Below are 20,565 nucleotides of genomic sequence, written 5' to 3'. Positions count from 1 at the left end.
AAATAAAAAAATATCTGCCTGACTTGGTCTAACCATGTCAGGTAGATATTTTTTTAGATAAAATCAATCAAACTGATCCAAACGCCAACGCTCAATTATGTTGTTCAACTTTGTTCCGTAGTCTGGATCAGTTGCATATGTTCCGGTCAGTGCTCGTGTGGCATCTCGATAAGAACGTGTATTAACTTTCCAAGTTCCACGATAGCGAACGGGGTCCCATGGTACTCCATATTTTAATTTTACAGCATTATCTTTAAAAGATTCATCTGTACTTTGATAAACCCTGAATTTGGAGTTAACAGGTACAGTTGCTCCATTGATAACTTCATTTGAAACATGCCATATGAAATTATACTTTCCTTCATCTTCTCCATCTTTAAATTTCATACCAAAGAAATTGTTCGCATTACGTGCTAAGAAACTAGTGCCATAACCGGTCTCTAAAATTGCTTGAGCAAGCATGACAGAAGTGTACAATCCATATGCTGGGGCCACTCGATTTGCACTTTGTGTAATAGAATTGACAAATCTTCCTTCTGCTGTGGAGGTATCAATCTGTCCTAAAATGGTTAGCTGATTCGCTTTATAACCGGAAGGTTTGCGATCATTTTCTACAATTGTGACTTCAATTGCTTCGATAGGTAGATTCATTCCAACTGATCCAGCCTTTTGGCCATTCGAAGCCCAACCTAGCCATCCCCGGGAACGGACAAACGAGCGATAGTAAATGTCATAGTGTTCAGCTAATTCTTCTGTTAAGTTAAAAGAAAAAGCTTGAAGGGGACGGTTTTGACCGGTTGTTCCAGATATTGTTCCATTTGAAACAGCTTTTGTCCAACCAATATTAGTAAGATGTGAATCATAACTTATTGTGCCGGAGTAGCTGGAATTTGCCAAGGTTGCCCGAATTGCTTCGAATTGGCGACTTTGGTTTGCGAAATTGATCATTGTAGTCAATCCTGTACGGCTAATCCAACCGTTTGTGGATAGATGCCCTTGTAAATTAACCCTAGGAGGTGCGAGACGAAACGCTCGAGATGTGGCTCCTGGTGCTGCGCCACCTTTTGGTACTAATTTGATTTGTATGGCTTCTGACTGTGTGGCATAACCTTGAGTTCCCGCATTTTCTCCATTTTTTGCCCAATCTAACCAACCAAAATTCTGTGCGTGGATTCGATAATAAATATCATAGCGCGTACTGATTACTCCAGTTAAATTGATTCTTATAGCCTCAATTGGCAGGTTTAATCCAGTAGTTCCTGAAGTGGAACCGTTAGAACGCCAACTTGATTCCCAGCCCTGATTTGCCACATGGGCTTGGTAGTTAATACCACCACCAATTGTGTTTTCTGTTAACCTTAGTTGAATTGCTTGTAAACTTAAATTTTGTCCAGTAGTCCCTACAAAAGTGGCGGCATCTTTTTCATCTAGCCATCCACGATTAGTTACATGACTACGTGCTAGAATTGAGGGATCTTTCTCGAGATAAGAATCTCCAACAGATGGTCCGGTTTGCGATTGGTCAACTAGACGTATTTCTATTGCTTCAATATGAAATTTATATCCAATTGATCCTGCTGGGTTTCCGTTATTTGCCCACGGCAGCCAACCCATGTTCTTAACATGGACTCGGTAGAAGATATTAAATTGATTGGATAACTGACCTGTCAGTCGCAGTTTGATCCCTTCTATTTGTTTTGCTTGACCTACAGTTCCTGAAATATTTCCTTGTGTCACCCAGTTTTGCCACCCGTTCTGCTCGACATAGGAAGTGTACTCGATTGCTCCTTGCAAAGAGGAGTTTAAGTTTAACCTGAGTGCTTCAACTGGAAGGACTCTACCGGTTGTGCCTGAAAGTTCACCGTTTGTTACCTCAGGAAGCCATCCGATATTTCGTATATGTGTGCCATAAGTCAGTATTGGCTGTTGAGTAGTCCTTTCTGTAATAGAGCTATCTTGATGGTTTTCTGCATAAAGTTCAGGAGTATCATTTAGAACATTGCTAGTGATTTTGGAAGAAGATTCTCTCTTAGATGTACCATCGATTACGTTGCTATCATCGTTTAATTGAAAGTTTTCTTTTTGGACATATCCAGCGATTATTCCATCTACTGATAGTTCATAAAAAGTGCTTTGTTCAATTTCTATACTATTTTTTGCATCGTAAACAGTAGATGTATCAATCGATTCATCGGGAACGTCAAGCCAGGCATTGGTCAAAGTAGAGTAAAGGCTCGCATTGGAAGTCAATGTTCCTTTTTTTTCATTTTCACTCATTGAGTGAGAGGTATGGCTTGTTGCAGCTTCTGCAGCTATCCAACCGTATTGGTCAGCATTTTTAGCAAAAAACCAAGTAGTATGGTTAGATAATACTGTTTTTTGGGTCAAAATAACTCTTCCTGTAAGCATTTCGCTATTCTCTTGACGAGACAAAGTTGGGAATATTGGTGTTTCTTGTACACTCCCATATTGATCAGTTAAATCCTCTATTTCTTGAATAGTAATTTTTTCTGAGACTTGCGGGTAGTACTCTTGAATCAAGGTAGATAAACTATCTTCCTCCATTGCTAAAGCTGGATCAATTGAAAGAATATCTTTGAGATTCTCGAGTGAGAGTTGATAGGTTTTAAACTGTTGTGCAAGATAATAAGCTAAAGTTTGTTTGGTTTGTGAGACATCTCTAGTGTAGACAGCTAACTGGATCGTAGATGAATCAGTAGTTGGGGGAGTAGGGACTTGAACATCCGTGGAATTGATTTCATAGATTGTGTTTCCACCAATGTAGCTATGTGTCGTTTTTTTGTTTTCCTCATCTTCAATAAATGCTTGTTTCGTGGCTTCAGTCGCTGATAAGTTGATTCTTTTAGGTTTGCTAATACCATCCTTATAGCTTTCACCTATTAATTGAGGAGTTCCTATTATTGTTGGGTTGTCAGTGCTGGTCAGGGGTATTTCTTCATTTGTGCTTGAAATGGTAGTTGGAGATATTACGTTCGTTGTTTTTTCGTCGGTGATTGAACTTGAGGTGGTTTCGATCTGTTGATTATTGGTTGTTACTGTTTCTGCTAAAGCAATACATGGCGACAATGATGCGTTTAATAACATTATCGATGCAAGCAAAATACTTACTTTCATCAAATATCCTCCTATTATAATCTTTTCTTTATTTAATTCATAAGAAAATGTTATTTTTGTTTTAGTGTTGCTAATAGTATTCTATCGTAAATTTAATTATTTTCCAATATATTTTCTAAGTTTTGTCAAGAAATATAGCTTAATATAAAAATTAAAATAAAACTTACGAAAAATTTTCATTTATGCTATGCTGTTTTTCATGAAAAGGAGTGATTGAAGTGCCAACAAATAAAAAAGAAGGAATTATATTTACAACGCTGATGTGTTTTTTGATGGTTTTAGGAATGAGTATTTATAACCTCTGGCTACATAATGCATTGCATCTATCAAATCTATTCATAGGACTTATCCCAGGATTTATTGTGGCGTTTATCTTAGATGTTTTTATTGTAGGTGTTATAGCGAAAAAGATTGCGTTTAATCTACCTATCAATAAGCAAAATAAAATGCAAATGATCCTTACGATTTCTTGTCTGATGGTTTTAGGTATGGTGACGTGTATGTCATTGTTCGGTATCGTGATTGAACAAGGGATTCCAGAACAATTTCTTTCCGTATATCTTACAGCTTGGAAGATGAACTTGATCATGGCTTTGCCGTTACAATTATTGTTTGTCGGACCTATCTCACGAACTGTTTTGGCGACGATCCAAAAATAATTGAAGAAGTCTCTCTGTTGTCTCTAGCAACTTTTGAGTAGATAAGCTAAAATGCAAGCAAGACATAAATGCGAGGCTTAGAGATGATCGAAGAATATTTTAAAGAAGTCGGCTTGACCATGGTAGAACTACCTGTTGAATGGGTCGATGAACGATTGGTTTATCGTGGATTGATCAAAGAGTTGCCGACAATCAATGCGGAAGCTCCTTCAAGAGCGCAAATGCAACAACAACTAGCAGAGACTTATCAGATTTATCGTGAACAACTGCTTCTTGAATCAGAAGAGGAGAAAGAAACTACTACAAATCTGACGAGTGAACAATTATTGCGTTATTATGATGGCGAAACGTTTGATGGCTTTTCTTTGTTTGATCAGTTAACAGAGGAATAATCCTGTAAAGAGAGAATACGTTAGTAGTCTTCAATTTTGAGAAATAAGGCGACATACATGAAAACTTGCATCCAAGTTTCGTGTATGTCGCCTTATTTTTCGAAGAATCATCTGGCATTTGCGTAACTTATTATTGAAAGACAACTCACAGCCAAAATGTTTCCCGTGAAACATTATTCACGAATTTGTCCGTCTCCGTAGATGATATATTTTGTCGTCGTTAATTCATTCAAACCCATTGGGCCTCTAGCATGGAGTTTTTGGGTGGAAATGCCGATTTCTGCACCGAACCCAAAGACTGAACCATCTGTAAAACGAGTCGAAGCATTGACGTAAACAGCTGCTGCGTCGACTTCATTTAAAAAGCGTTGACTTGCAGAGTAACTGTCTGTGACGATGGCTTCTGAATGCTTGGTATTGTGTTGATTGATGTGATCGATTGCCTCATCTAATGAATCAACGATCTTGACTGCTAAAATATAATCCAAGTATTCTGTATCCCAATCGGTTTCGTCTGCTAACGTGGCTGTTTCTAAATAATCCAATGCACGCGCATCTGCATGGAGTGAAACACCATGTTCAACCAGTGCTTGCTCGATCGATGGCAAGAAGAACGGCGCGATCTCTGAGTGGATCAGTAAAGTCTCAGCAGCATTACAGACAGAAGGTCGAGATGTTTTTGCGTTCACGATGATATCGACAGCCATGGCTAATTGTGCTTCTTTATCGATATAGATATGGTTGTTGCCTGTTCCTGTTTCAATGATCGGTACGGTCGCTTGTTCTTTCACATGTTTGATCAACGAAGCGCCGCCTCGTGGGATCAAAACATCTAAATAATCAGTTAGACGCATCAATTCCGCAGCGGTTTCGTGCGAGGTATCATCCACAAATTGGATCGCATAAGGCGATACTCCAGCATTCGTCAATGTTTCTTGAAGCAATTCAACCAACAATTGATTGGAATGGAAAGCTTCTTTTCCTCCGCGTAAAATCACGGCATTCCCTGATTTGAATGCCAAACTAGCAGCATCCGTTGTCACATTCGGGCGTGATTCGTAGATCATACCGATGACACCTAAAGGGACACGTTTCTTGCCAATCAATAAACCGTCCTCGTTTTGCCACATATGATCGACTTTTCCGATGGGATCGTCTAATTGTGCAACTTTAATGATTTCTTCAGCCATAGTATGGATACGTTCTGGTGTCAATCGTAAGCGATCTTGCATCGTTTCGCTGATATTATTTTCTGTTGCTTGATCTAAGTCTTTTTGATTTGCTTCAAGAATGGCAAGTTGATTTCTCTTGATCATTTGCGCCATTTGCAATAATAAGTCATTTTTTTGTTTTGTAGGCATCAACGCCAGAACTCGTGCGCCATTTTTTGCCTGTTCACCAAGTTGGATAAGATCAGTCATGATAGCCCTCCTTAAATAATGTGCCAATTTCTTTTCCAGCTAAAATATCAAAGATGATTGCCGGATTTTTTCCATTTGCTAAGATCATTGTGCTATTTGCTTCAAAGATCCTTAAAGCAGCTTTTAATTTACTTGCCATACCGCCAGTGCCATACGTACTGCCGGCGCCACCTGCTTGTGCCATCAACTCATCGTCAATCGCAGTGACTGTTTGATACATTTCAGCCTGAGGATTGATGGATGGATTATCTGAATAGAAACCGTCGATATCCGAAAGAACAATGAGGAGGTCGGCGGCGATCAGCTTAGTAACGATCGCAGATAGCTGATCGTTGTCACCAAATTTGGTAGAATGATCTAATTCATCGACTGCGACAGTGTCATTTTCATTGACGATAGGAATGGTTCCCATCGCTAATAGCTGTTCTAACGTATTGACAACATTTTTTCGGCTTTCAGGATAATCAATGACATCTCGAGTGACTAGTATTTGCGCAGTTTGTTGGCTATAGACACTGAATCGTTGATTATAGATGTTCATCAATTCAGCTTGTCCGATCGCGGCAATCGCCTGTTGCTCTGGGATCGTAGCTGGGCGTTTGGCTAGGTTCATTTTGTGCATACCGACGCCGACTGCACCAGAAGAGACTAATACGATTTCTTTGCCTTGGTTATGAAGATCAGAAAGAACAAAAGCTAATTGGTCGATCGCTGCCAAATTGATGTTGCCATTCGGATAGATCAATGTACTTGTTCCTACTTTGATGATGATTCGTTTTGCTTCTTTTACTTCTTTTCGCATGGAGCACCTCAATTAATTCTCTTTACACAGAAATGATTTTGTTTTATTCTACTTGTTTTCAATCATAAAGTCATGTTTTAATAAACTTTTTTTCAAAAAATCAATAAATTTGTTTCTTAGAAGAGAAGTGGATTTCATGAAGAATTCGTTAACTTTGGGTATTCAGTCGTTTGGTATGTTAAAATAGAACTAGTTTACTCTGGGAGGGATTTGGTGAATAAAAGAGGTTTTGAAGTAATTACACGTTATCAGGATCAACAGATCCAATTGCCACAAAGAGCGACCCACCATGCGGCCGGTTATGACTTTGAAGCAGCAGAAGATGTGGTGATTCCAAGTGTTTGGAAAGCTGGATTTAAGCAAGGACTTACAGCGGTCTCAGATGCGCTTATGCCTGATATGTCAGCAGAGGAAAAGAAGATCAAACCGGTCTTAGTACCTACAGGAATCAAAGCGTATATGGGTGAAGATGAGTTCTTACAACTAGCCAATCGCTCAAGCAATCCATTAAAACGTTTTTTGATTTTGACGAATGGTATCGGCGTGATCGACAGTGATTATTATAATAATGAAGCAAATGAAGGACACATCATGTTCCAATTCACGAATTTCGGCTTCAAAGATGTAGTGATCAAAAAAGGGGAACGAATTGGTCAAGGCATTTTCTTGCCGTTCCTAAAAGCGGATCAAGATCAAACAGCTAAAGCCCGCCAAGGCGGATTTGGCTCATCTAATGAATAAATAAAAGTGGGTTAAGCTATTTTTAATCCGAGTCAAGTAAAGTGAAAGATAGGTGGTACACGACAATGGCCAAAAAAGCAAAAGTTCAATTTGTTTGTCAAAACTGTGGCTATGTGTCGCCTAAGTTTTTAGGACGTTGTCCTAATTGTGGCAAATGGAACACCATGGTTGAAGAGATCGAACAAGACACAACAGATCGTAGAGTACGTACGAGCTTAACTGGTGAAAAAGCCAAACCAACAAAAATCGCAGAAGTGATCCCCAAAAAAGAACCGCGGGTCAAGACGAAGTTAGCAGAGTTGAACCGAGTCTTAGGCGGGGGTGTCGTTCCTGGTTCGATGATTTTGATCGGAGGCGATCCTGGTATCGGGAAGTCCACTTTACTACTGCAAGTATCGCAACAATTAGCGGCGATCGGTGGCAAAGTGCTTTACGTATCAGGAGAAGAGAGTGCGGATCAAATCAAACTGCGTGCCGAACGTTTGGGTTCGATCGATACAGAATTTTATTTATATGCAGAAACAGACATGAATGAAATCAGTCGAGCGATCGAACAAATTTCTCCTGACTATGTGATCATCGACTCGATCCAAACGATGACCCAACCCGATATAACAAGTGTAGCTGGTAGTGTCAGCCAAGTACGAGAAACAACTGCAGAGTTACTAAAAATTGCCAAAACAAACGGAATCGCAATCTTTATCGTTGGACATGTCACGAAAGAAGGATCGATTGCAGGGCCGAGAATGTTAGAGCATATGGTCGATACGGTCTTGTATTTCGAGGGTGAACAACATCATAGTTTTCGTATTTTACGTGCCGTAAAAAACCGTTTTGGGTCCACCAATGAGATCGGCATTTTTGAGATGCATGCTCATGGGTTAGAAGAAGTAGCAAATCCTTCACAGATCTTTCTGGAAGAACGCTTAGATGGTGCGACAGGTTCAGCGATCGTTGTTGCAATGGAAGGAACACGTCCGATCCTAGTGGAGATCCAAGCCTTAGTGACTCCGACGATGTTTGGAAATGCCAAACGAACAACGACTGGCTTAGACTTTAATCGTGTGTCTTTGATCATGGCAGTGTTAGAAAAACGTGCTGGATTATTGTTACAAAATCAAGATGCTTACCTAAAAGCAGCTGGTGGGGTAAAATTAAATGAACCCGCGATCGACTTAGCGATTGCGATCAGTATCGCATCTAGCTACAAAGAAAAAGGAACACAGCCAACAGAATGTTTTATTGGAGAAATCGGCTTGACTGGAGAAATCAGAAGAGTCAATCAGATTGAACAACGAGTCAAAGAAGTACAAAAATTAGGATTTACAAAAGTATATCTGCCTAAAAATAATTTAGGTGGTTGGAATGTTCCAGAGGGGATCGAAGTCGTAGGTGTTGCAACACTGGATGAGACCCTTAGAAGAGTATTTCGCTAAAATCAAAATGAAATGGAGGAAGCAGGATGCAAAAACGTGTCATCACCTTACTGATGATCATCGTTGGTGCCAGCTTAGGTATTTCTTTTTTACCTACAGCTTGGCAAGCGATCGGTCAACAGACAAATGGATGGCTGAATAACACCTTTACCAATAGCTTGTTAGGTGCACTTATTTTCTTTTTATTATCTTTGCTATTGGCAAAACATATTACAGCAGTCATCAAGCAAATTGAAGAAAAATTAAGTGAGGTCAGCTTGACGTATCTCTTATTTGGGGCAATCGGAGCAATCATTGGTCTGACATTAGGAGTCGTGATCTCTACACCTCTTTATAACATTGAGATGCCTTTCGTAAATAGTGTCTTACCGATCCTATTGATGGTGATCCTTGGGTATCTAGGATTACGAATGGGGACGACCCGCATCGAGGAATGGAAGAAAATATTTGGACCTAGAAGCAAAAAGGTTGAACAAGAAACACCTAGCCAAGTGGAAAGCCAACTATTGGAACGTAAGTTAGACGACCATTTCCACAAGTATAAAATATTGGATACAAGTGTGATCATCGATGGGCGTATTTACGACATCACAAAAACAGGATTTTTAGAGGGAACATTGATGATCCCCAATTTTGTTTTATATGAATTACAATATATCGCTGATTCAGGTGACAGCTTGAAACGTGTGCGTGGACGTCGCGGATTAGATATTTTGAACGCGTTACAAAAAGAAGAAGGCATTTCAGTTGAGATGTATGACGGTGACTTTGAAGACATCAGTGAAGTCGATAGTAAGCTGATCAAATTAGCGAAATTATTGGATGGCGTCATCGTGACGAATGACTATAACCTTAACAAAGTTTCGGAGTTTCAAAATGTACCTGTTCTCAACATCAACGCGCTTGCCAACGCAGTGAAGCCAGTCGTTATCCCTGGTGAGAACATGAATGTATTGGTAGTCAAAGCTGGTACAGAACGTCAACAAGGAGTTGCCTATTTAGATGACGGCACAATGGTCGTTGTGGAAGACGGGCAACACTACATGAACGAGCGAATCGAAGTCGTGGTAACTAGTGCGCTACAAACAGCAGCTGGACGAATGATCTTTGCAAAACCTGCTCATGCGGGTAGAGGAATCGATAATAAACGTGAGAACGAGAAAAAGGCGAAGTAAAATCATAACGGTGTAAGCAAGGAGTAGCTAGGCATTTCAAAGTGATTTCTAGAGGAGCTGCTACTTTCTTCGTTAGTCGAGGGTCGGAAAATAGAAAAAACTATTTTCCGACCCTGATTTTATACCGTAGATTTCAATGACTTTTTCATAATCTCTTTACTATTTACCGTATAAAAGGTAAAATTTGTGCTGAGTGGCTTTAAATTCTAACATTTATTGCTAAAGGGGCACTACCCCAAAACAGTCTGTTCAAATGCTGTATTTTCAGCTGTTTTGGGTGGCTCAAAGTCTAGTTTGAAAGAAGAGGAAGAAAATGACGAAAGTACGCGTACGTTATGCACCAAGTCCAACAGGGCACTTGCATATTGGAAATGCCCGAACTGCATTATTCAATTATTTATTTGCCCGTCACAATGATGGAGATTTCATTATCCGCATTGAGGACACTGACCAAAAACGAAATATTGAAGATGGCGAAAAAAGCCAATTAGAGAATCTTGCTTGGTTAGGGATGGAATGGGATGAATCACCTGAAAATCCAGGTGAATACGGTCCTTACCGTCAATCTGAAAGAAAAGAAATCTATCAACCATGGATCGATCAGCTGTTAGCAAGCAACCGTGCTTACAAATGCTATTGTTCAGAAGAGGAACTAGAAGCAGAACGTGAAGCGCAACGCGCACGCGGAGAAATGCCTCACTATGCTGGAACTTGTGCGAACTTGTCACCAGAAGAACAAGCGAAGAAAGAAGCAGAAGGCATTGTGCCAGTGATTCGTTTCCGCGTACCTCGTAATACGGAATATGCGTTCAACGACATGGTCAAAGGAGATATCACCTTTGAATCAGACAATATCGGTGGCGATTACGTCATCCAAAAACGTGATGGCATGCCAACATACAACTTCGCTGTAGCGGTGGATGATCACTTGATGAAGATCACTCATGTTTTACGTGGCGATGATCATATTGCAAATACACCGAAACAGTTGATGATCTATGAAGCATTTGGATGGACAGCACCAACGTTTGGCCACATGACTTTGATCATCAATTCTGAAACAGGTAAAAAGTTAAGTAAACGTGATGAATCGATCTTACAATTTATCGAACAATATCGTGAATTAGGTTATTTACCAGAAGCAATGTTCAATTTTATTGCATTGTTAGGTTGGTCGCCTGTAGGAGAAGACGAGTTATTCAGTCAAGAAGAATTGATCAAGATGTTCGATCCACAACGTTTAAGCAAATCGCCTGCAGCATTTGATGCGAAAAAACTACAATGGATCAACAACCATTACATCAAAGAAATGGATCTAGACACATTGACAGAAATGTGTTTACCTTATTTGATCGCCGATGGACGTGTGCCAGAGAATCCAGATGCACAAACACTTGAATGGGTGAAAAAGATCGTTCGTCTCTATCAACCACAAATGAGTTATGCAGAAGAAATCGTTGAAGTATCAACGTTATTCTTTAACGAACATCCTGAATTGGATGAAGCGGCCAAAGAAGTATTAGCAGGTGAAACTGTTCCGACTGTCTTGGAAGCTTTCAAAGAGCAATTGACAAAAATGGACGTCGTTGATGGACCAACTGTCAAAGCAGCAATCAAAGCAGTTCAAAAAGAAACTGGGGTCAAAGGGAAAAATCTATTTATGCCGATCCGTGTGGCTGTTTCAGGACAAATGCATGGACCTGAACTACCAGAAACAATCGAATTGTTAGGAAGAGAAAAATCATTAGCACATTTAAATCAAGTATTGAATGAAACACGATGAACAGAATGAAGTAAAAAAAGAATCGTTTCAAGAGAGTCAACGGGTGGTGTAAGTTGGCAACTATTCTTTTTCGAAATGCCTCTGGGAGTGGTCTTGGCGAATCAGTGATTGTTGACCAATAGTCAACAGTTGCAAGTAGCGAAGAACGAGTAGCAGACGTTACCTGCCAGAGATAATCACATGATTATGAAGAAAAGTGGAACCACGCCTCATAGCGTCTTTTAATAAGGAAACTTATTTAAAAGACGCTTTTTTTAGTATTGTATCTTTTGTTGTTCTTACATACCTTCAAAAAAGGAAAGGAGAGGAAGTCGATGGGATGGTTCAAACGAGCGGTCATTGCAGTGAAGAAAAATGATCCAGCAGCGCGTACCACAGCGGAAGTCATTTTGACTTACCCTGGGTTACATGCATTATTTTGGCATCGTTTCTCCCATTATTTATATCGCCATCGTCTCTATTTGATTGCCAAAATGAATGCCCAATTTTGGCGATTTATCACGGGAATCGAGATACATCCAGGAGCGAAGATCGGAAAGGGTGTATTCATTGATCATGGGATGGGGATCGTCATTGGAGAAACGGCAGAAATCGAAGATGATGTGATTTTGTTTCATGGCGTGACTCTAGGTGGTACTGGCAAGGAAACAGGGAAAAGACATCCGACGATCAAACAAGGTGCGATGTTATCCGCCAATGCCCAGATCTTAGGGCCGATCACGATCGGAAGAAATGCAAAAATCGGCGCAGGCGCAGTCGTATTAAAAGACATACCTGAAGAGGCAACAGCAGTTGGAGTACCAGCGAAAGTTGTCCGAATCAACGGGGAGAAAGTAAGGGGATCAGAATGATAAAAATCTATAATACATTAACAAGAGAAAAAGAGACATTTGTTCCTTTGAAAGAAGGCCAGGTCGCGATGTATGTTTGCGGACCGACAGTTTATAACTACATCCATATCGGGAATGCACGCAGTACGATCGCATTTGACACGATTCGACGTTATTTGGAATATCGTGGGTATCAAGTGAACTATGTCTCTAATTTTACAGATGTGGACGATAAAATCATCAAGGCTGCTAATCAGCTTGGAATCACCGCACCAGAAGTCGCTGATCGTTTTATCCATGCTTTTGAAGAAGATACGAAAGCGTTGAATGTCCAACCAGCAACGCTTCATCCAAGAGTAATGGACCACATGGAAGACATCCGTGTGTTCATCCAAGCGTTGATCGACAAAGGATTTGCGTACGAATCAAATGGTGATGTGTATTACCGTACGAGAAAATTCACCGAGTACGGACAATTGAGTGATCAATCGATCGATGAGTTAGAGATCGGGGCAAGTCAGCGTACTGGCGCAGAACAACAACAAAAAGAAGATCCGTTAGATTTTGCCTTATGGAAAAAAGCAAAATCAGGAGAGATCTCATGGGCATCGCCATGGGGGGAAGGTCGTCCTGGCTGGCATATCGAATGCTCGGTGATGGCAACGAAACATTTAGGTGAAACCATTGACATCCATGGTGGTGGACAAGACTTGGAGTTCCCTCATCACGAAAACGAAATCGCCCAAAGTGAAGCGAAAACAGGTAAAAAATTCGCGAACTATTGGATGCACAATGGCTATGTAACGATTGGTGAAGATGACCAAAAAATGAGTAAGTCTTTAGGAAACTTCATCACCGTCCATGAAATGATCCAAGAGGTTGATCCGCAAGTATTACGCTTCTTTATGGCAACGACCCAATATCGTCGTCCGATCCGCTACAGTGAAGCAACGATGAAAGAAGCTGCAACCAATTTACAACGATTGAAAAATACGTTTGATAATCTAAACTTCCGCTTTGAAAATGCAGTAGAAGACCACTCGGAAGATGAAAGACAGATGACTGAACTAGAACAATTAGAAGTCCGCTTCATCAAAGAAATGGACGATGATTTCAATGCAGCGAACGGAATCACGGTTGTCTATGAATTAGCAAAATGGATCAATACGTATTTGGAACAACCGACAGTTTCCAAAACGATCCTATCAAAAAGTGAGGCACTATTTACCCAATGGCTATCGATTTTTGGTATCTTATTTACGACAGCAGAAATGTTGGATGAAGAGATCGAGCAATTGATCGAAGAACGGACACAAGCTAGAAAAAACCGCGATTTCGCTCGTAGTGATGAAATTCGGGATCAATTAAAAGAGCAGGGGATCTTGTTGGATGACACACCACAAGGTACTCGTTGGAGAAGAGAAGCATGAGAGACCATACACAATTGAACGGCTTAGCGCTTGCTTATGTCGGAGATGCCATTTATGAGATTTATATTCGCGATTATTTGATTGAAAAAGGCGAAACAAAGCCCAATAAACTGCATCGAGCAGCGACGCATTATGTTTCAGCAAAGGCACAAGCCTTTTTGATCCAACAAATGTTACAAGAAAAGCTGTTAACAGAAGACGAAGAGTTGTACTATCGCAGAGGTAGAAATGCCAAAAGTCATACAAGTGCCAAAAATGCAGACATCACAACCTATCGTGTGGCAACGGGGTTTGAAGCCTTGATGGGCTACTTACATCTAACAAAACAAACGGAACGGATGGAAGAATTGATCACATGGTGCATTGAGAAAGTAGGTGAAACCCATGAGGAAAGAAAATAAAGAACGTAATTACCAAAAACGAAACAAAAAAGATTCTCCACGTTTTACCAAAGGCAATGACAAACGTAGTGGAAAAAAAGAAACAGCCTATGTCGGCCAAGAGGACACAACGAGTGAAGACAACTTTGTATTTGGTCATCATGCAACGGTCGAAGCCTTACAACAAGGGCGAGGAAATAAATTGTTTCTTCAAGAAGATTCCCGCGGCGAAAAGGTCGAAGAATTAAAAACGATTGCCCGTGAACAAGCGGTACCAGTCAAATGGGTACCTAAACAAAAATTAGATCTACTTAGCGATCGCGGCGTTCACCAAGGCGTGGTATTAGCGATCACACCTTACGAATATTTGACATTGGATCAATTATTGGAACAAGCGAAAAATAAAACGGAGACACCATTTTTCTTGATTTTGGATAGTATTGAAGATCCACATAATTTTGGGTCGATCTTACGAACAGCAGATGCTAGTGGGGTAGATGGCGTCATCATTCCGAAACATCGTGCAGTCGGAATCACACCAATCGTGACAAAAACGTCAACAGGTGCCGTTGAATACGTGCCAGTCGCTCGTGTGACGAATTTGGTCCAAACCGTCCAGCAACTAAAAGAGCAGCAATTCTGGGTATTCGGCACGGACATGGAAGGGACCAATTTCCAATCATGGAATGCCAAAGGCGCGATTGCGTTAGTGATCGGTAATGAAGGCCGCGGCATGAGCGCAGGCTTGAAGAAAGAAATGGACGAGCTCTTGACGATCCCTATGGTTGGGCATGTCCAAAGCTTGAATGCAAGTGTGGCTGCCGGTCTTCTGATGTATCAGGCTTTTTCTCAGCGTCAGGGGGAATAAGTCATGAAGAAGCAGCTGCTGATCGTCGATGGCTATAACATGATTGGTTCTTGGCCAGAGTTAGTTACATTGAAAAATCAAGACAAAATGGCAGATGCCAGAGAAGCATTATTGCATCGTTTATCAAATTATGCAAAATATGAAGGGATCGAAGTCATCGTTGTTTTTGATGCGCAATTAGTTCCAGGTATCCAACAAAACTATCGGAAATATCAGTTAGAAGTCGTTTTTACAAAAGAAGATGAGACGGCAGATACGTATATCGAGCGCATTGCTGGGGAGCTGAATACTCGGTTGACACAAGTAACAGTAGCAACGAGTGATTTAGCCGAACAATGGGTAATTTTCTCGCAAGGTGCTTTACGGACCTCAGCGTATGAATTATATAAAACAATTAAAAAAACAGAAAAAAATATTACCCAAGATAATATAAATATGCGTTTTATCGATTTTCGACGAAATTCTCCTTGGAATGAAGAACAATTAGAAAAATTGTCCCAAAAATTGGACGATTTAATGAGAAAAGAAAAATAACAGCTAGATACGATTAGTTATTCAATGAATTGATGGTAAGATTCCTCCATAATCGAAAGTTATGGAGGAATTATTTTATGTCCGAGGAGTTATTGTGCGCCGCCCGTAATGGAGATGAAGAGGCTTTTGCCCTACTGTATCAAAAATATTTCCCGTTATTGTTACGGTTGAAGAATATTTATTATTTAAGGAATTATGTCAGTGAAGATTGGGAACAAGAAGCAAGGATCGCACTATATCAAGCACTCAAAACGTACGAAAACAATAAGGGGGTTAGTTTTGGGAGCTATTACAAAAGCATTATCAGTAATCAAATCTACTCTTTACTACGAAAACAAAATGCACTAAAACGCCGAGACCAAAAGAATGAAATATCCATTGAACAAAAAATAGCTACAGAAGGACCGGATTTCTTAGCTGAGATCACGATCCAAGAGCCTGTGGCAATGCAACAATTACTATTAAAAGAAGCTTTCGAAGAGTGCGACATCAAATTCTCATCAAAAGAGGCAAAAATTTTTCAACAGTATATGCAAGGAAATGATTTTACCGAGATGGAAAGAGAACTAGCAATGGATCTAAAACAAATAAAAAGCGCTTACGGACGAGTGAAATACAAGATAAAAAAACATTTGAAAGATTATAATGAGTGATTTTTTATAGCATTACTAATGTTTTTCTTACTTATTTCTATTGCATTTCTTTTTTTATTATGGTAAACTTGAAAAAATTTTGCTATATGTGGTATGATAGATATTGAGGTGAATTGTATGCCACTAACTTTAGCTACAATCAAAAAAGATTTAGAAGGTCGTATCGGCAGCCAAATCATGTTGGTTGCACAGACTGGAAGAAAGCGTCAAACGGAACGCCGAGGCGTTTTAACAGAAACCTATCCTTCAGTATTTGTCGTAGACTTAGATCCTGAAGAAAATTCTTTTGAACGAGTATCTTACAGTTATTCGGATGTACTTACTCGAACAGTTGAGATCGAATTTTTAACTGAAGCAGTTTAAAAAGCAGGCGGACCTAGATTATATATGAGGTTCGTTTGCTTTTTTGTGTATAACTCGTTATGCTATTAGCAAGAAAGAATGGAGGTCCTGGGGATGAAGCATTATGTAAAAAAATTTGCAGAATTAACGACAGCAGAATTTTATGCAATCGTGAAAGAGCGCATCGCTGTATTTGTTGTTGAACAAAATTGTCCTTACCAAGAAGTCGATGAGATCGATGAAATCGCATGGCATACTTATTTTAAAGATGAAGAAGGTACGATTTTAGCGTATACACGTATTTATGTAGAAGATGATGCTGTTCATTTTGGACGAGTATTGGTGAACCAAGCGCATCGAAAATCCGGTTTAGGGCAAAAGATCGTACAGCACACATTAGCTGCAATTGAAGCGAATGCACCTGGACGTCCAATCGTGATCGGGGCGCAAGAGTACTTACAATCGTTTTATGAATCGTTTGGCTTCGAGGCTATCTCAGAAGTGTACTTAGAAGACGGGATCCCACATTTAGATATGCGAAAACAACCATAAAAAAACAGAAGGAGATCCTTCTGTTTTTTTATATCACGCTTCCTTATCTGTGTTCTCAATCGTTGCTTGAGCAGTTGGGCGTGCATTGTTTTCAGCTGTTTGTTGTGCTAATAGATCGCGGATATCACTAAGATAATCTTCCGCAGTTGGTTTATCTTCCACGACTTCTTCTTCTTTTGGTCGTAAGTTTTTCGCATGATTGGCTGCTTTGACAACTAGGAATAGAACAAAACCAGTAATGACAAATGTAATAATTGCACTAATAACATTCCCAAAAGCAAAAGTAACTCCTTTAGCAGGGGACCAATCAAGAACAGACAATGCGCCATCTAAGTCAGAGGTACCTGTGATCATAGCCACGACCCAACCAACTAATGGAGTGATCACGCCTTGAACGATTTGATTCACGATCCCAGTAAAGGCACTACCAATCACCACACCAACGGCTAAGTCTAATACGTCGCCACGCATGATAAATTCTTTAAATTCTTTGATCATTGTTTTTCTCCTTTCTTGTTAATCCTAGTATATCGAAGAATAAAAAAATGTAAAAACAACACGCTTAATAATATCCCCATACGTTCGTTCAATGACTTGTATGCTATACTAGAAAGTGACTCTTGAAAAAAAATCGGACAAAAAAAGCGAGCTCGTATGTCGATGAAACAACAGTGATCATCGCTGAGAGACCAAGGATCATGACAAAAAGGAGTAGTTATTTATGACATATCAATTGACAGAAGGTGTGAACCTTCATGTGCTTCCAACCAAACAATTTAAAACGATCCGTATTTTTGTACGGTTCACTACAGCTTTAGAAAAAGAGATCGTTACCAAGCGCTCCCTATTGAGTAGCTTATTAGAAACGAATAGCTTGAACTATCCAGACCAAACACGATTAAGTGCGAAATTAGCTGATTTGTATGGTGCCGGCTTCGGTTTTTCTGTACGAAAAAAAGGAAACTTGCACTGGATGAATGCGGGAATCAGTTTCGTTAATGGCGCATATGTCAACGATGACACGATCCTAATAGATGCCGTCTCTTTTTTAAAAGAAGTGTTGTTCTTTCCTAATATCAAAGAGCAAGCATTTGACCAAGCAACGTTTGATTTAGAGAAAAATAATTTAAAGCAATACTTGGAAAGTTTGAATGAAGACAAGCAAACAATGGCTTCGTTAGCCTTACAAGAATTATACTTTGAACAATCAGACGCACAAAAAATCCCAAGTATGGGTTCTGTAGAGGAACTAGAAAAAATCACTTCCGGTTCTTTAGCAGCATACTATGCCCAGATGATCGAGGAAGATCAAGTGGATATCTTTGTCGTAGGTGATATCGAAGAAACGCTGGCAATCGATGCGTTAAAAGAGCTTCCTTTTACTGCACGAAAAGTAGTACGACCTGAAATCTTTTATGAGCAAACACAAGACAATGTGATCAAGGAACAACAAATCCAAGAACCAGTTGTGCAAGCAAAACTGAATCTAGCCTATCAAACCAATGTTTACTATGATCAGCCGGAACGCTTTTCATTGATGGTGTTCAATGGCTTATTCGGAGGTTTCCCGCATTCGAAATTGTTTATGAATGTGCGAGAAAAAGAAAGTTTAGCGTATTACGCATCTAGTAACGTTGATACTTTCCGTGGGTTACTGACTGTGCAAACAGGGATTGAGACTAAGAATCGCAATCAAGTATTGCACTTGATCCATGAACAACTGGCAAGTTTGCGCAATGGTGAAATCACTGAATTAGAGCTTGACCAAACGAAAGCCATGTTACGTAACCACTATCTATTATCGTTAGATTCTCCGCAAGCGGCGATTGAATCGGCCTATTTAGCGCATTGGCTTCCTGATACCGAACTAACAGATGAAGAATGGTTAGCACGTATGGAGCGTGTGACGATCAAGGACATCCAAGAAGTCGCAAACCAAATTGAATTACAAGCAATTTTCTTTTTAGCTGGAGGTGAAGAGAATGCATAAAGCCGAATATGAGCAAATCAATGAAACACTCTATCACGAGGTCTTACCGAATGGTTTGACGGTCTATCTGTTGCCAAAAAATGATTATCACAAAACATACGGTCTATTCAGTACGAACTACGGATCGATCGATAATGAATTTATTCCTTATGGTGCAACTGAAAAAGTAAAGGTCCCTGATGGCATCGCACATTTTTTAGAACATAAATTATTTGAAAAAGAAGAAGGCGATGTTTTTCAGTTGTTCGGTCAACAAGGGGCATCAGCGAATGCGTTCACGAGCTTCACGAAAACAAGCTATTTGTTCTCAACGACAGACCAAGTAGAAAAGAATCTGTTGACGCTGCTTGATTTTGTTCAAGCGCCTTATTTTACTGAAGAAACAGTGAATAAAGAAAAAGGGATCATTGGTCAAGAGATCCAAATGTACGAAGATGATCCGAATTGGCGTCTATTCTTCGGTATTTTAAATAATTTATACCCGAACCATCCCCTGCACATCGATATCGCAGGAACCGTGGAAAGCATCGCTGACATCACAGCAGCAGATTTATATACGTGCTATCAAACCTTTTATCAGCCAAGCAATATGGTACTATTTGTCGTCGGCAATCTGGAGCCAGAACAACTGATGGAACAAATCCGCCGCAATCAAGCGGCGAAAGAATTTCCGCCAGCCCAAAAAATCGAACGCTTCTTTCCTGAAAATAGTGCGGATATTCTGCCAATGAGTACTTTGGAAGCAGCCATCACACGCGAGAAATTCGTTTTAGGGATCAAAGGAATCGATGATTTACCTGAAAACGGCAGAGAACTGCTAAGATACAAAACAGCGATTCGTTTGTTACTACAATTACTTTTAGGACCAACTTCACAAAACTATTTGACGCTCTACAACGAAGGGATCATTGATGACAGTTTTGGCTTTGAATTCAGTTTAGATCGTGAATTCCATTTTGCTGACTTCAGTGGCGATTCGGATCAACCTAAGCTGGCAGTTGAAAAAATAAAAGAGATCCTTTTGAACTTTGAACAGGATGAAGGCATTACAGAAGAAAACTTGAAATTATTGAAAAAGAAAATGTTGGGTCAGTATTTCCAATCATTGAATTCGATCGAGTACATTGCCAATCAATTTACCCAAAGTCTATTCGGTGACCAAACATTGTTCGATCTACCAGAAATCATTGAATCGATCCAAATGACGGACCTCCTTCAGGTCGGACGCTCATTTATCAATGAAGAAGTGCTTAGCGAATTTTATATGCAACCAAAAAAGTAAAACAGTAATAATTTCCGGTTCTCTTGGACATCGTCGCTGATTTGTCATGCCGTTCGTAAGAATAAAAGAAAGTTTTAAATTTCAGTTTAAAACAGATGAAATGTTATCCAAAGTAAGTTCGCTTTGTGGTATTCTTAAGTAGATTGAGCGCAAGATTGAT

20 protein-coding genes and 1 other annotated feature are annotated in these 20,565 nt (G+C 39.9%); of the genes, 16 read left to right on the top strand and 4 right to left on the bottom strand.

Annotation, left to right across the window (positions count from 1 at the left end):
• Positions 1-63 precede the first annotated feature (63 nt).
• Positions 64-3,135, bottom strand: a complete 3,072-nt coding sequence (locus IGL24_RS14640; RefSeq protein ID WP_207115436.1) for a glucosaminidase domain-containing protein — start codon at positions 3,133-3,135, stop codon at positions 64-66.
• Between the two features lie 218 nt (positions 3,136-3,353).
• On the opposite strand from IGL24_RS14640, the gene IGL24_RS14635 reads away from it, so the two are divergent.
• Positions 3,354-3,794, top strand: coding sequence for a DUF2798 domain-containing protein (locus IGL24_RS14635; RefSeq protein ID WP_206853118.1), 441 nt, complete (start codon positions 3,354-3,356; stop codon positions 3,792-3,794).
• 83 nt (positions 3,795-3,877) lie between these two features.
• Positions 3,878-4,186: a hypothetical protein gene (locus IGL24_RS14630; RefSeq protein ID WP_206853122.1), complete on the top strand. Its 309-nt coding sequence runs from the start codon at positions 3,878-3,880 to the stop codon at positions 4,184-4,186.
• A 173-nt stretch (positions 4,187-4,359) separates the two neighbouring features.
• On the opposite strand, the gene IGL24_RS14625 is transcribed toward IGL24_RS14630, so the two are convergent.
• Together IGL24_RS14625 and proB are read right to left on the bottom strand one after the other, a co-directional pair.
• Entirely contained in the window at positions 4,360-5,607 is a 1,248-nt protein-coding gene (locus IGL24_RS14625; protein WP_207115435.1) for a glutamate-5-semialdehyde dehydrogenase, read from the bottom strand.
• Positions 5,600-6,409 carry a glutamate 5-kinase gene (gene proB / locus IGL24_RS14620; RefSeq protein ID WP_206853128.1) on the bottom strand — a complete coding sequence of 270 codons (810 nt, stop codon included), beginning with the start codon at positions 6,407-6,409 and terminating at the stop codon, positions 5,600-5,602. Before proB ends, IGL24_RS14625 begins: the two co-directional genes overlap by 8 nt.
• A gap of 213 nt (positions 6,410-6,622) precedes the next feature.
• Between proB and IGL24_RS14615 the strand changes: the two genes are divergently transcribed.
• The 12 genes from IGL24_RS14615 (at position 6,623) to IGL24_RS14560 (ending at position 17,133) form a co-directional block, all read left to right on the top strand.
• Complete coding sequence (locus tag IGL24_RS14615) at positions 6,623-7,150, top strand: dUTP diphosphatase (protein ID WP_206853131.1); 528 nt, start codon at positions 6,623-6,625, stop codon at positions 7,148-7,150.
• Positions 7,151-7,215: 65 nt separating this feature from the next.
• On the top strand, positions 7,216-8,586 hold the full coding sequence (gene radA, locus IGL24_RS14610; protein WP_206853134.1) for a DNA repair protein RadA: 1,371 nt from the start codon (positions 7,216-7,218) through the stop codon (positions 8,584-8,586).
• Positions 8,587-8,612: 26 nt separating this feature from the next.
• Positions 8,613-9,761 (top strand): PIN/TRAM domain-containing protein, encoded by a 1,149-nt coding sequence (locus tag IGL24_RS14605; RefSeq protein ID WP_206853137.1) that lies wholly within the window; start codon positions 8,613-8,615, stop codon positions 9,759-9,761.
• Between the two features lie 313 nt (positions 9,762-10,074).
• The gene (gltX, locus tag IGL24_RS14600; protein ID WP_207115433.1) at positions 10,075-11,544 is read left to right on the top strand and encodes a glutamate--tRNA ligase; all 1,470 of its coding nucleotides are present in this window, start codon (positions 10,075-10,077) and stop codon (positions 11,542-11,544) included.
• Positions 11,532-11,769 (top strand) — a binding site (T-box leader). Its footprint overlaps the gene before it by 13 nt.
• A gap of 89 nt (positions 11,770-11,858) precedes the next feature.
• Complete coding sequence (epsC, locus tag IGL24_RS14595; RefSeq protein WP_206853143.1) at positions 11,859-12,395, top strand: serine O-acetyltransferase EpsC; 537 nt, start codon at positions 11,859-11,861, stop codon at positions 12,393-12,395.
• Positions 12,392-13,804: a cysteine--tRNA ligase gene (gene cysS, locus IGL24_RS14590; protein ID WP_207115432.1), complete on the top strand. Its 1,413-nt coding sequence runs from the start codon at positions 12,392-12,394 to the stop codon at positions 13,802-13,804. Before epsC ends, cysS begins: the two co-directional genes overlap by 4 nt.
• Complete coding sequence (locus tag IGL24_RS14585) at positions 13,801-14,205, top strand: Mini-ribonuclease 3 (RefSeq protein WP_206853147.1); 405 nt, start codon at positions 13,801-13,803, stop codon at positions 14,203-14,205. Before cysS ends, IGL24_RS14585 begins: the two co-directional genes overlap by 4 nt.
• Complete coding sequence (gene rlmB / locus IGL24_RS14580) at positions 14,189-15,052, top strand: 23S rRNA (guanosine(2251)-2'-O)-methyltransferase RlmB (protein WP_207115431.1); 864 nt, start codon at positions 14,189-14,191, stop codon at positions 15,050-15,052. Before IGL24_RS14585 ends, rlmB begins: the two co-directional genes overlap by 17 nt.
• A gap of 3 nt (positions 15,053-15,055) precedes the next feature.
• On the top strand, positions 15,056-15,586 hold the full coding sequence (locus IGL24_RS14575; protein ID WP_206853151.1) for an NYN domain-containing protein: 531 nt from the start codon (positions 15,056-15,058) through the stop codon (positions 15,584-15,586).
• Positions 15,587-15,663: 77 nt separating this feature from the next.
• A complete protein-coding gene (locus tag IGL24_RS14570; protein ID WP_206853153.1) occupies positions 15,664-16,239 on the top strand; it encodes a sigma-70 family RNA polymerase sigma factor in 576 nt (191 codons plus the stop codon).
• Positions 16,240-16,356: 117 nt separating this feature from the next.
• The gene (locus IGL24_RS14565) at positions 16,357-16,602 is read left to right on the top strand and encodes a Veg family protein (protein ID WP_010734068.1); all 246 of its coding nucleotides are present in this window, start codon (positions 16,357-16,359) and stop codon (positions 16,600-16,602) included.
• 93 nt (positions 16,603-16,695) lie between these two features.
• Positions 16,696-17,133 carry a GNAT family N-acetyltransferase gene (locus IGL24_RS14560; protein ID WP_207115430.1) on the top strand — a complete coding sequence of 146 codons (438 nt, stop codon included), beginning with the start codon at positions 16,696-16,698 and terminating at the stop codon, positions 17,131-17,133.
• Positions 17,134-17,166: 33 nt separating this feature from the next.
• Here the strand turns inward: IGL24_RS14560 and mscL are convergent, their stop codons facing one another.
• Positions 17,167-17,631 carry a large conductance mechanosensitive channel protein MscL gene (gene mscL / locus IGL24_RS14555; RefSeq protein ID WP_206853158.1) on the bottom strand — a complete coding sequence of 155 codons (465 nt, stop codon included), beginning with the start codon at positions 17,629-17,631 and terminating at the stop codon, positions 17,167-17,169.
• A 223-nt stretch (positions 17,632-17,854) separates the two neighbouring features.
• On the opposite strand from mscL, the gene yfmF reads away from it, so the two are divergent.
• A complete protein-coding gene (gene yfmF / locus IGL24_RS14550; RefSeq protein ID WP_207699461.1) occupies positions 17,855-19,123 on the top strand; it encodes an EF-P 5-aminopentanol modification-associated protein YfmF in 1,269 nt (422 codons plus the stop codon).
• Positions 19,116-20,405, top strand: a complete 1,290-nt coding sequence (gene yfmH, locus IGL24_RS14545) for an EF-P 5-aminopentanol modification-associated protein YfmH (RefSeq protein WP_207699462.1) — start codon at positions 19,116-19,118, stop codon at positions 20,403-20,405. Before yfmF ends, yfmH begins: the two co-directional genes overlap by 8 nt.
• Positions 20,406-20,565 lie beyond the last annotated feature (160 nt).

This window comes from Enterococcus sp. DIV2371 (assembly GCF_050498525.1).
Taxonomy (GTDB): Bacteria; Bacillota; Bacilli; order Lactobacillales; family Enterococcaceae; genus Enterococcus_B; species Enterococcus_B mangumiae.
Note: the sequence above shows the minus strand (reverse complement) of the source record. Positions and strands in the feature narration are given on the sequence as shown.

Bases quoted from the DNA above. Each gene is read 5' to 3' on its own strand.
- IGL24_RS14640 (WP_207115436.1), bottom strand. From the start codon at position 3,135: ATGAAAGTAAGTATTTTGCTTGCATCGATAATGTTATTAAACGCATCA.
- IGL24_RS14630 (WP_206853122.1), top strand. From the start codon at position 3,878: ATGATCGAAGAATATTTTAAAGAAGTCGGCTTGACCATGGTAGAACTA.
- IGL24_RS14625 (WP_207115435.1), bottom strand. From the start codon at position 5,607: ATGACTGATCTTATCCAACTTGGTGAACAGGCAAAAAATGGCGCACGA.
- proB (WP_206853128.1), bottom strand. From the start codon at position 6,409: ATGCGAAAAGAAGTAAAAGAAGCAAAACGAATCATCATCAAAGTAGGA.
- radA (WP_206853134.1), top strand. From the start codon at position 7,216: ATGGCCAAAAAAGCAAAAGTTCAATTTGTTTGTCAAAACTGTGGCTAT.
- IGL24_RS14605 (WP_206853137.1), top strand. From the start codon at position 8,613: ATGCAAAAACGTGTCATCACCTTACTGATGATCATCGTTGGTGCCAGC.
- gltX (WP_207115433.1), top strand. From the start codon at position 10,075: ATGACGAAAGTACGCGTACGTTATGCACCAAGTCCAACAGGGCACTTG.
- epsC (WP_206853143.1), top strand. From the start codon at position 11,859: ATGGGATGGTTCAAACGAGCGGTCATTGCAGTGAAGAAAAATGATCCA.
- cysS (WP_207115432.1), top strand. From the start codon at position 12,392: ATGATAAAAATCTATAATACATTAACAAGAGAAAAAGAGACATTTGTT.
- IGL24_RS14585 (WP_206853147.1), top strand. From the start codon at position 13,801: ATGAGAGACCATACACAATTGAACGGCTTAGCGCTTGCTTATGTCGGA.
- rlmB (WP_207115431.1), top strand. From the start codon at position 14,189: ATGAGGAAAGAAAATAAAGAACGTAATTACCAAAAACGAAACAAAAAA.
- IGL24_RS14575 (WP_206853151.1), top strand. From the start codon at position 15,056: ATGAAGAAGCAGCTGCTGATCGTCGATGGCTATAACATGATTGGTTCT.
- IGL24_RS14570 (WP_206853153.1), top strand. From the start codon at position 15,664: ATGTCCGAGGAGTTATTGTGCGCCGCCCGTAATGGAGATGAAGAGGCT.
- IGL24_RS14565 (WP_010734068.1), top strand. From the start codon at position 16,357: ATGCCACTAACTTTAGCTACAATCAAAAAAGATTTAGAAGGTCGTATC.
- IGL24_RS14560 (WP_207115430.1), top strand. From the start codon at position 16,696: ATGAAGCATTATGTAAAAAAATTTGCAGAATTAACGACAGCAGAATTT.
- mscL (WP_206853158.1), bottom strand. From the start codon at position 17,631: ATGATCAAAGAATTTAAAGAATTTATCATGCGTGGCGACGTATTAGAC.
- yfmF (WP_207699461.1), top strand. From the start codon at position 17,855: ATGACATATCAATTGACAGAAGGTGTGAACCTTCATGTGCTTCCAACC.
- yfmH (WP_207699462.1), top strand. From the start codon at position 19,116: ATGCATAAAGCCGAATATGAGCAAATCAATGAAACACTCTATCACGAG.